The organism is Bradyrhizobium pachyrhizi (genome assembly GCF_001189245.1).
Taxonomy (GTDB): Bacteria; Pseudomonadota; Alphaproteobacteria; order Rhizobiales; family Xanthobacteraceae; genus Bradyrhizobium; species Bradyrhizobium pachyrhizi.
The window spans coordinates 1-951 of record NZ_LFIQ01000063.1; the positions used below are offsets into that span (position 1 = coordinate 1).

Sequence of the window (951 nt, forward strand, 5' to 3'; positions counted from 1 at the left end):
TCCGCCGCCGCCTTGGTGCCCTGGCCGCCACCGGCAACCAGCACATGGACGTCGCCGCCGAGCTGGCTCGCCGCGGTCAGCGCCTTGTTGGTCGAGTCCTTCAGGGTCTCGTGGTCGTGTTCGGCAATCAACAGCGTCGTCATCAGAGAACCCCGGCTTCGGTCTTGAGCTTGTTCACGAGTTCGGCGACGTCCTTGACCTTGACGCCCGCCTTGCGGCCTGCCGGTTCCGCAGTCTTCAGCACTTCCAGGCGCGGCGTCACATCGACCCCGTAGTCAGTGACGCTCTTGTCGTCGATCGGCTTCTTCTTCGCCTTCATGATGTTGGGCAGCGATGCATAGCGCGGCTCGTTGAGGCGGAGGTCAGTGGTGACGATCGCCGGGCCCTTGAGCTTGATGGTCTGCAGGCCGCCGTCGACTTCGCGGGTGACCTTGAAGTCGGATCCTTCGACCTCGAGCTTGGAGGCGAAGGTCGCCTGCGACCAGCCGAGCAGCGCGGCCAGCATCTGGCCGGTCTGGTTGCTGTCATCGTCGATCGCCTGCTTGCCGAGAATGACGAGGCCGGGCTGCTCCGCCTCGACCACCGCCTTCAGGATCTTGGCAACCGCGAGCGGTTCGACATTGCCTTCGGCCTTGACCAGGATGCCGCGGTCGGCGCCCATCGCAAGTCCGGTGCGAATGGTCTCGGAGGCCTGCGCGGGTCCGATCGACACCACCACCACTTCGGTCGCCTTGCCGGCTTCCTTCAGCCGCAGCGCTTCCTCGACGGCGATTTCGTCGAACGGGTTCATCGACATCTTGACGTTGGCGAGCTCCACGCCCGTCCCGTCACTCTTGACGCGGACCTTGACGTTGTAGTCGACGACCCGCTTTACCGGCACAAGAACCTTCATCGATCCTCTTTCGCTTTGATTTTATGGGTTTCGGTTGGCTGGCGCGGAACCTAAAGGTC

Annotated in this window: 1 protein-coding gene and 1 pseudogene; both read right to left on the reverse strand. The window is 63.5% G+C overall.

Going from position 1 to position 951, the window contains the following annotated elements; genetic code table 11:
* Nucleotides 1-143 (reverse strand): annotated as a pseudogene (locus AKL29_RS44740) (electron transfer flavoprotein subunit alpha/FixB family protein); the annotation flags it as partial.
* Nucleotides 143-892 (reverse strand): electron transfer flavoprotein subunit beta/FixA family protein, encoded by a 750-nt coding sequence (locus tag AKL29_RS13155; protein WP_028333621.1) that lies wholly within the window; start codon nucleotides 890-892, stop codon nucleotides 143-145. The gene AKL29_RS13155 and the pseudogene AKL29_RS44740, both read right to left, overlap by 1 nt.
* Nucleotides 893-951: the final 59 nt, after the last annotated feature.